Raw genomic sequence first — 6,570 nt, 5'->3', positions numbered from 1 at the left:
AAAGCTAAACCTTACACTTCCTGATCAGTTGTCAGGTCGTGGTATGGGTATGAGTACGTTCAGAAAGAAATCATGTTAGCCTTCACCTGTTTTGCAATCCGTGTCGCTGCAAAGGTATAGCATTCAGGTGTATTTCTCAGAACAATTTCATGGTAGAACTCACCCTGCTTCCGGCAGCACGAACTTCAAAAAAGAACCCGCTGTAAAAGCGGGCTCCTGGGTTGTTAATGTGTGCGTATAGCGAAAGTTGTAATGGCGTCGCTGAGATCGTATACCGCTGTTTTAAAATCTCCTTCGAGTATACTTTGGCCGGCTGCAGAGCGGTAGCCGCCCGCACAGTGCACCATGATGGGTTTGTCCTGCGGGATCTCGTTTTTGCGTTCGCGCAGTTCCGGTAGCGGGATAGCCAGGGCATTCTCAAACATGCTGCCGGCTTTTACTTCCCCCGTGTTGCGGATATCCACGATGGTATAGGCATCCGGATCCGACCGGAAGGCATCAATGTCGGTTGTATGGCTGGAGGCTGGCAGTACGGGTGGCGTCAGGAGTGCCCCTTTGATGTTCTGCTCATACCCGATCTTGGCCGCTTTGCGGATCACTGAGTTGAGCACCTGTTCGTTTTCAGCGATCAGGTAAAACAATTCATCTGGACCCACAATAGAACCCAGCCAGGTTTCAAACTTGCCGCCTTCCTGCAGGTTGATGCTGTTGGGCAGGTGTCCTTTTTTGTATTGTGCCTGCGGCCGCGTATCCACGATCAGGACGCCTGTTTCCAGTGCTGAGTCAGGCGAAAGTCGGGGAACCGCCTGAATGCTCTCGGCAAAGTTGCCTGCCCCGGCCTTGTTGAGCAGGACATCATGGCCAAAGTACTTGGGTATAAAGGGCTGATCTTCCAGGAGGGTTTTGATAAAATCCGACTCGCTCATGTCCTGCAGCGCATAGTTGGTTTCCAGTTCGCGCCCGATTGTGGAAAACGTATCGGAGCTCAGGCTTTTGCCGCAGAGCGAGCCCGCACCGTGCGCCGGGTATACCAGCACATCATTGTTCAGTTGCTTGAAAACGTTGTTGGTGGTTTCATACATCTGCCGGGCTAGCTCTTCGCGTTTGGCCTGCAGGTTGCCTACTTTTTCGCGCAGGTCTGGGCGGCCCACGTCACCCACAAACAGGGAGTCGCCGGTAAAGGCGGCATGCTGCTTCCCGTTCTCATCGAGCAACAGGATCGTGACACTGTCCGGGGAGTGCCCCGGGGTGTTGATGGCCTGCAGCGTAACCTTACCCAGTTTTACTTCATCGCCGTTGTCAAAGGCGGTATGCTCGTAATCGGCCCCCAGCAGCTGGCTGACATAGATCGTAGCGCCCGTGGTTCTGGCAATCTCGAGGTGAGAACTCACAAAATCCGCGTGCGGGTGGGTCTCGAACACGGCCACGATCTCCGCCTGATGCTCCCGGGCAAAATCATAATACGGTTGCGGGTCGCGTGCCGGATCTACCAGGGCCATTCGGCCTTCGCTCAAAATAGCATAGCTGGCATGTGCCAGACCTTTGTCATAAAACTGTTCTATCGTCATGATACGCTTGAATTGTTATTTCAAACCGGGGGAGTCCTTGTCCGGCTTTATTCTTTTACCGGGAGGCCGGCCTGTTTCAGGCCCTGGTAGCCGCCGATATTATACACTTTTTTGAAGCCGGCTTCCTGCATGAGTTTGGCTGCCTTGCCGCTTCTGTTACCTGAAGCGCAGTACAGGTAATAGGTTTTGTCTTTGTCCCAATCCCGGATATCGTTCTGGAATGTTCCGCCTAGGAAGTCGGAGTTTTGGGCTTTTCCGAGGTGTCCCGCTTTAAACTCAGCAGGAGTGCGAACATCAACCAGCACAGCTTTTTTGTCTTTCGCATGTTGCTCCTTGTATTCTGTGGGCGTTATCGTTTTAACTTCAGTTATACCATGTTGGGGGGTGATGCAGCTCAGAGTAAAGAGCAGAAGCATGCCGGATAGGATCGTTTTCATAAATTGAAATCTAAAGGGTCTTCAACGAAAACATAAGTAACCTGATTCGTGCCGCATCTGTCCGCCTGTCCGGTTCATACAGCGGCACGTAAATACTTTGAGGCGTAAATATAAAAACTATCTCACGGTTTTACAGCCTTTGATGCAATCTATAATGTTGGAAATGGTGGTATCGGTCAGAAAATAGAACACATGTTTGCCTTCACGCCGGGTTTCGACGATCCCCTTGTCGCGCATATTGGTGAGGTGGTGCGAGAGCAGCGACTGTTCGATCCCGAGGACCTCCTGCAGCTGGCTTACCGTGAGCTGATCCTGCTGTTCGAGCAGGTCGATGATGCTGATGCGAACAGGGTGGGCGACGCATTTGAGAACATACGCTGTTTTTTCCAGCTTCTTTTTGTCCACACTTACTTTTAGGCTATTCATGGAGCGAATTAAAAACTATTGTATACTATATATGAACATGTATTCATGTGTTAGTATTGAATACAATTATCTGCCTGAAGTAGTTCCCCTTTCCTGACAATGAAGCCCTTGTATACCAAACAACGAAAGCCGGACTGGTGCCCGGCTTTCGTTAGTAGGAAAAGGTCAACTTTTATTAGTTGGCGTGCAGCTGGCCGGAGTAGGCGCTTATATCTACTCCCAGGCCCTGTGCTACACCGAGTCCGAGACTGATGTCGGCGCGGAAAAAGTGACACAGCTGACGGTTTATAATCTCTGCCCGCTTCGGTCCGTCTATACCTTGCATGGCACCTACGATGTTGCTGATGGTGTTTTTCTTTTCGTCCGGGGTCATCAACCGGTACAGGTCACCTGGCTGGGTATAATGATCGTTTTCACCTTCGGCGTTTCGATCGTACCAGTCGGCTACCACGTTGTTGCCCAGATGCTGCGCCGGCTCCTTGTATTTTTCGTCCGGTTGAATGTTGTCGAAGCTGTTGGGGAAGTAGTTGGGCGCGCTGCCGCCGTTTCCGTCCACCCGCATGGCCCCGTCGCGCTGGTAATTGTTGACGGCAAAAGGGCAGCGGTTCACCGGCACCTGCTCGTAGTTGGCTCCGATCCGGAAACGCTGTGCGTCCGGGTAGGAGAGGATGCGGCCCTGCAGCATGCGATCCGGGGAGAAGCCGATGCCGTCCACGAGGTGGGCCGGTGCAAATGCGGCCTGCTCCACGTGCGCAAAGTAGTTGTCCGGCACTTCATTCAGCTCCAACACGCCCACATCGAGCAGCGGATAATCTTTCTGCGACCATACCTTGGTGAGGTCAAACGGATTCCATTTGTAGGTAGCGGCTTCTGCCTCCGGCATGATCTGTATCTTCAGCGCCCAGCGCGGGAAATCGCCGCGATCGATCGCCTCTACCAGGTCACGCTGCGCATGATCCGGATCCATCCCTTTCATGACAGCCGCTTCGGAATCGGTGAAGTTCTGAATGCCCTGCAGCGTCTTGAAGTGGAATTTCACAAAAAAGCGCTCATTTTCCTGGTTGATGAAAGAGAAGGTATGGCTGCCGAAACCGTGCATGTGGCGGTAAGAGAACGGCGTGCCCCGGTCGCTCATCAAAATCACCACCTGGTGCAGGCTCTCGGGGTTGAGCGACCAGAAATCCCACATCATGGTCGCGCTCTTGGTGTTGGTGCGCGGGTCCCGCTTCTGGGTATGGATAAAGTCGGGGAATTTCTTCGGGTCTTTGATGAAGAAGACAGGCGTGTTGTTGCCCACCAGGTCCCAGTTACCTTCTTCGGTATAGAACTTCACTGCAAAGCCGCGCGGATCACGCTCTGTGTCGGCGCTGCCTTTTTCGCCGCCTACGGTAGAGAAGCGCAGGAACACGCGGGTCTCTTTGCCGATCTTGTTGAAAAGCCTTGCTTTGGTATAGCGGGTGATGTCGTGGGTGACGGTGAAGGTACCGTAGGCGCCGCTGCCTTTGGCATGTACCACACGCTCGGGGGTGCGCTCGCGGTTGAAGTGGGCCAGCTTTTCGTGCAGAATGAAATCTTCCAGCAATACAGGTCCGCGCGGGCCAGCCGTCAGGCTGTTCTCATGTTCATAGTAGGGTTTCCCGGAGGCTGTAGTCAGTTTTAGGGGTTGATGTTCGATGCTCATATCTAAAGGGGTTGAGGTATGTCTCTTACTTGTATGCCTCAAAAGTATAGCCTTCGGATATATAGATCAAATCAATTAAATTTATGCACTGATAGGTTTTGTTTATAATGTTATAGCTTACCCGATACCATAGATCAACAGCAGGGAAGTCACGGAAACGATAAGCCACAGGAGCAGGCCCTGCCAAAAGGGACCGGCGCTGATGGACCGCAGAGCCGACAGGCTGATGTTGGCACCAATGAGGAAGAGGCTCAGCAAGAGCCCTTTTTTGGCAACAACCAGGATAGCAGGGGAGACCGCTGCAACAGCAGGTAGAAAGGTGCTAAGCACAGAGGCCAGGACAAAGAGCACGATGAAAAACGGTATGCGCAGTTTCTTCTCTTCACTTTTGAAAAGAAAGCCCGAGACAAGCACCAGCGGCACGATCCAGAGGGCGCGGGTAAGTTTGAGGGTCGTGGCGATCTGCAGCGCTTCGTCCCCGTAGCGGGAGGCGGCCCCTACGACCGAACTGGTATCGTGGATGGCAATAGCGGCCCAGATACCGAATTGCTCCTGGGTGAGATGAAGCATGTGCCCGACGGACGGAAAGATAAAAAGAGCCACCGCATTGAGCACAAAGACAATGCCCAGTGCCACGGATATTTCCTGGCTGTTTGCTTTGATGGCAGGAGCCATGGCGGCAATGGCACTTCCCCCACAGATAGCAGTACCCGCCGAAACCAGGTGTGTAAGCCGTTTGGGAGTATAAAAGAGCTTGCCCAGTAACAAACCGACCAGCATCGTGGCAGCCAACGAAGCAAAGGTATAGAAGATTCCTCGGAGACCGGTTTCAGCTACCTGGTGCAGGTCGATCCCAAAACCGAGTCCGACTACTGCCGCCTTTAACAGGATATTGGATGCTTTATCGGTGTGTGTTGAAAACGGATTGCCCAGCAACAGCCCGACCACCAATCCGGCCAGCAGCGCTGTAGCCGAGTCGAGGTAGGGCGTGAGCAGGATCAGCAGAACCAGGGCAATGAATATACTTTTTTGGAGCAGGGGGGAAGACAGCGGGAAAAGCTTTGGCATGCCGGGTGGTGTAAAAACTGATTGCGCGCAAAATTACACCGGTTTTCAGGCTTCTGTAAGCTTTCTACCAATTTTTCATGATTTATACCTTGTATACCTTGGCTTGCCCGAAGATTTATTTTCACGGACTCAGGCCGCTCATCAGAAAGCTTCGCCGATCACCACATAAAAGTTTATACCTTCGCGGCCATAGCCGATGTCGGCCCGCACGTTCAGCTTCTGCTGCTGATTCAGCGCATAGCGCAGCCCGGTGCCGACCGAATATTTCAGTGTGGAGAATCGCACCTCTTCCGGCTTATCGAACACATCGCCTATACCTGCAAATGCGGCCATACCGAAACGCCAGAACAGCGGGAAGCGGTATTCGAGCTGCGTGCCGGCAAAGTTGTCCTCCAGGAACCTGTTCTTGGCATACCCGCGCAGGATGCGGTCACCACCGGCCGTTGCCATCCGCATGACAGGTATAGCGCCGTTGTTAAGGTTGAAGCTGGTGTTGTGTGCGATCACGTGGCCAGGCTTCAGCTGAAAGTATTTGCGGAAGTCCAGGTTGAAGTTGTTGTAGTCGAAGTCGCCGCCGAAGGTGTTGCCAAAGCGATAGCCGGACATCTCAAGATAGGTGCCACTGCTGGCAAAAGCCACATTGTCCCGGCTGTCGAGCAGAAAAACAAGCCCCAGACCGCTGTTCAGGCCGCCTTTGTAGCCGGGTATCTGCTGAGTCAGCAACTGGCTCTCCCTGTCGTCGCTGATGGGGTTCAGGGTCAGGTCGTAGTAGTTGGTTAGCTGGAAGTCGGGGCCCAGGAACATGCGGGCGCCTACCTTCTTTAACCCGGCCACGCGCGCGCTGACATAGTCGAACTCATAGATTTCTTCATCCGATGCCGGAGTGTTGTTGCCAATGCCATAGAAGCGGTCGGTATACACCCGGTGGCGTAGCTCTCCGCGAAGCAGAAATTTCTCCTCCCGGGTAAAGATGGCCCAGTCCAGCAGCTGATCAGTTTGCTTGCGCAAGGTATAGTCGGCAATGAGGCGAACCGTGGAGAGGCGGGTATAGCTGGTATCTGTGCGGCTCTGCAACTTGAAGAACCCCAGCAAAGCAGCCCCAAATCCCAGCTTCGTATCGGGGGTATAGTAGAGCACCGGAATCGGGATCACACCCCGCACTTTTTCCTGGGTCGGGGCAGTAGCAGGTATAGTGTCTGCCGGCTGTTCCTGTCCCCATGCGGGGCCAACGGTACCCAGCAGCAGGCACAGCCCCAGCAATTGGCCGGTTACAAGTGCTTTCATGTTCTAAGATGATTGAAGGAAGGTATAGCGGCCGTATTTCAGGGTTATAACAGCTATAAACCAGGTGCTTGCCAGGAGAAATGTAGGAAAAAGGAGCATGAGTTGG

Annotated in this window: 6 protein-coding genes; all 6 read right to left on the bottom strand. The window is 53.2% G+C overall.

Features of this window, described 5'->3' with window-relative positions; translation table 11 throughout:
• Positions 1-224: 224 nt before the first annotated feature.
• The 6 genes from OB13_RS10125 to OB13_RS10100 all read right to left on the bottom strand — a co-directional run bounded on the left by OB13_RS10125 (position 225) and on the right by OB13_RS10100 (position 6,464).
• Positions 225-1,568, bottom strand: a complete 1,344-nt coding sequence (locus tag OB13_RS10125; protein ID WP_461490047.1) for a rhodanese-like domain-containing protein — start codon at positions 1,566-1,568, stop codon at positions 225-227.
• Positions 1,569-1,615: 47 nt separating this feature from the next.
• Positions 1,616-2,005: a rhodanese-like domain-containing protein gene (locus OB13_RS10120; RefSeq protein WP_461490046.1), complete on the bottom strand. Its 390-nt coding sequence runs from the start codon at positions 2,003-2,005 to the stop codon at positions 1,616-1,618.
• Positions 2,006-2,122: 117 nt separating this feature from the next.
• Entirely contained in the window at positions 2,123-2,431 is a 309-nt protein-coding gene (locus tag OB13_RS10115; protein WP_461490045.1) for an ArsR/SmtB family transcription factor, read from the bottom strand.
• Between the two features lie 175 nt (positions 2,432-2,606).
• Positions 2,607-4,112: a catalase gene (locus tag OB13_RS10110; protein ID WP_461490044.1), complete on the bottom strand. Its 1,506-nt coding sequence runs from the start codon at positions 4,110-4,112 to the stop codon at positions 2,607-2,609.
• Between the two features lie 117 nt (positions 4,113-4,229).
• Positions 4,230-5,180: a YeiH family protein gene (locus OB13_RS10105; protein ID WP_461490043.1), complete on the bottom strand. Its 951-nt coding sequence runs from the start codon at positions 5,178-5,180 to the stop codon at positions 4,230-4,232.
• A gap of 141 nt (positions 5,181-5,321) precedes the next feature.
• A complete protein-coding gene (locus OB13_RS10100; RefSeq protein WP_461490042.1) occupies positions 5,322-6,464 on the bottom strand; it encodes a BamA/TamA family outer membrane protein in 1,143 nt (380 codons plus the stop codon).
• Between the last annotated feature and the right edge of the window lie 106 nt (positions 6,465-6,570).

Source organism: Pontibacter sp. HJ8, from assembly GCF_054824225.1.
Note: the sequence above shows the minus strand (reverse complement) of the source record. Positions and strands in the feature narration are given on the sequence as shown.

What these genes read in the sequence shown, in the direction of transcription:
- OB13_RS10125 (WP_461490047.1), bottom strand. Translation starts at nt 1,568, where the DNA reads ATGACGATAGAACAGTTTTATGACAAAGGTCTGGCACATGCCAGCTAT.
- OB13_RS10120 (WP_461490046.1), bottom strand. Translation starts at nt 2,005, where the DNA reads ATGAAAACGATCCTATCCGGCATGCTTCTGCTCTTTACTCTGAGCTGC.
- OB13_RS10115 (WP_461490045.1), bottom strand. Translation starts at nt 2,431, where the DNA reads ATGAATAGCCTAAAAGTAAGTGTGGACAAAAAGAAGCTGGAAAAAACA.
- OB13_RS10110 (WP_461490044.1), bottom strand. Translation starts at nt 4,112, where the DNA reads ATGAGCATCGAACATCAACCCCTAAAACTGACTACAGCCTCCGGGAAA.
- OB13_RS10105 (WP_461490043.1), bottom strand. Translation starts at nt 5,180, where the DNA reads ATGCCAAAGCTTTTCCCGCTGTCTTCCCCCCTGCTCCAAAAAAGTATA.
- OB13_RS10100 (WP_461490042.1), bottom strand. Translation starts at nt 6,464, where the DNA reads ATGAAAGCACTTGTAACCGGCCAATTGCTGGGGCTGTGCCTGCTGCTG.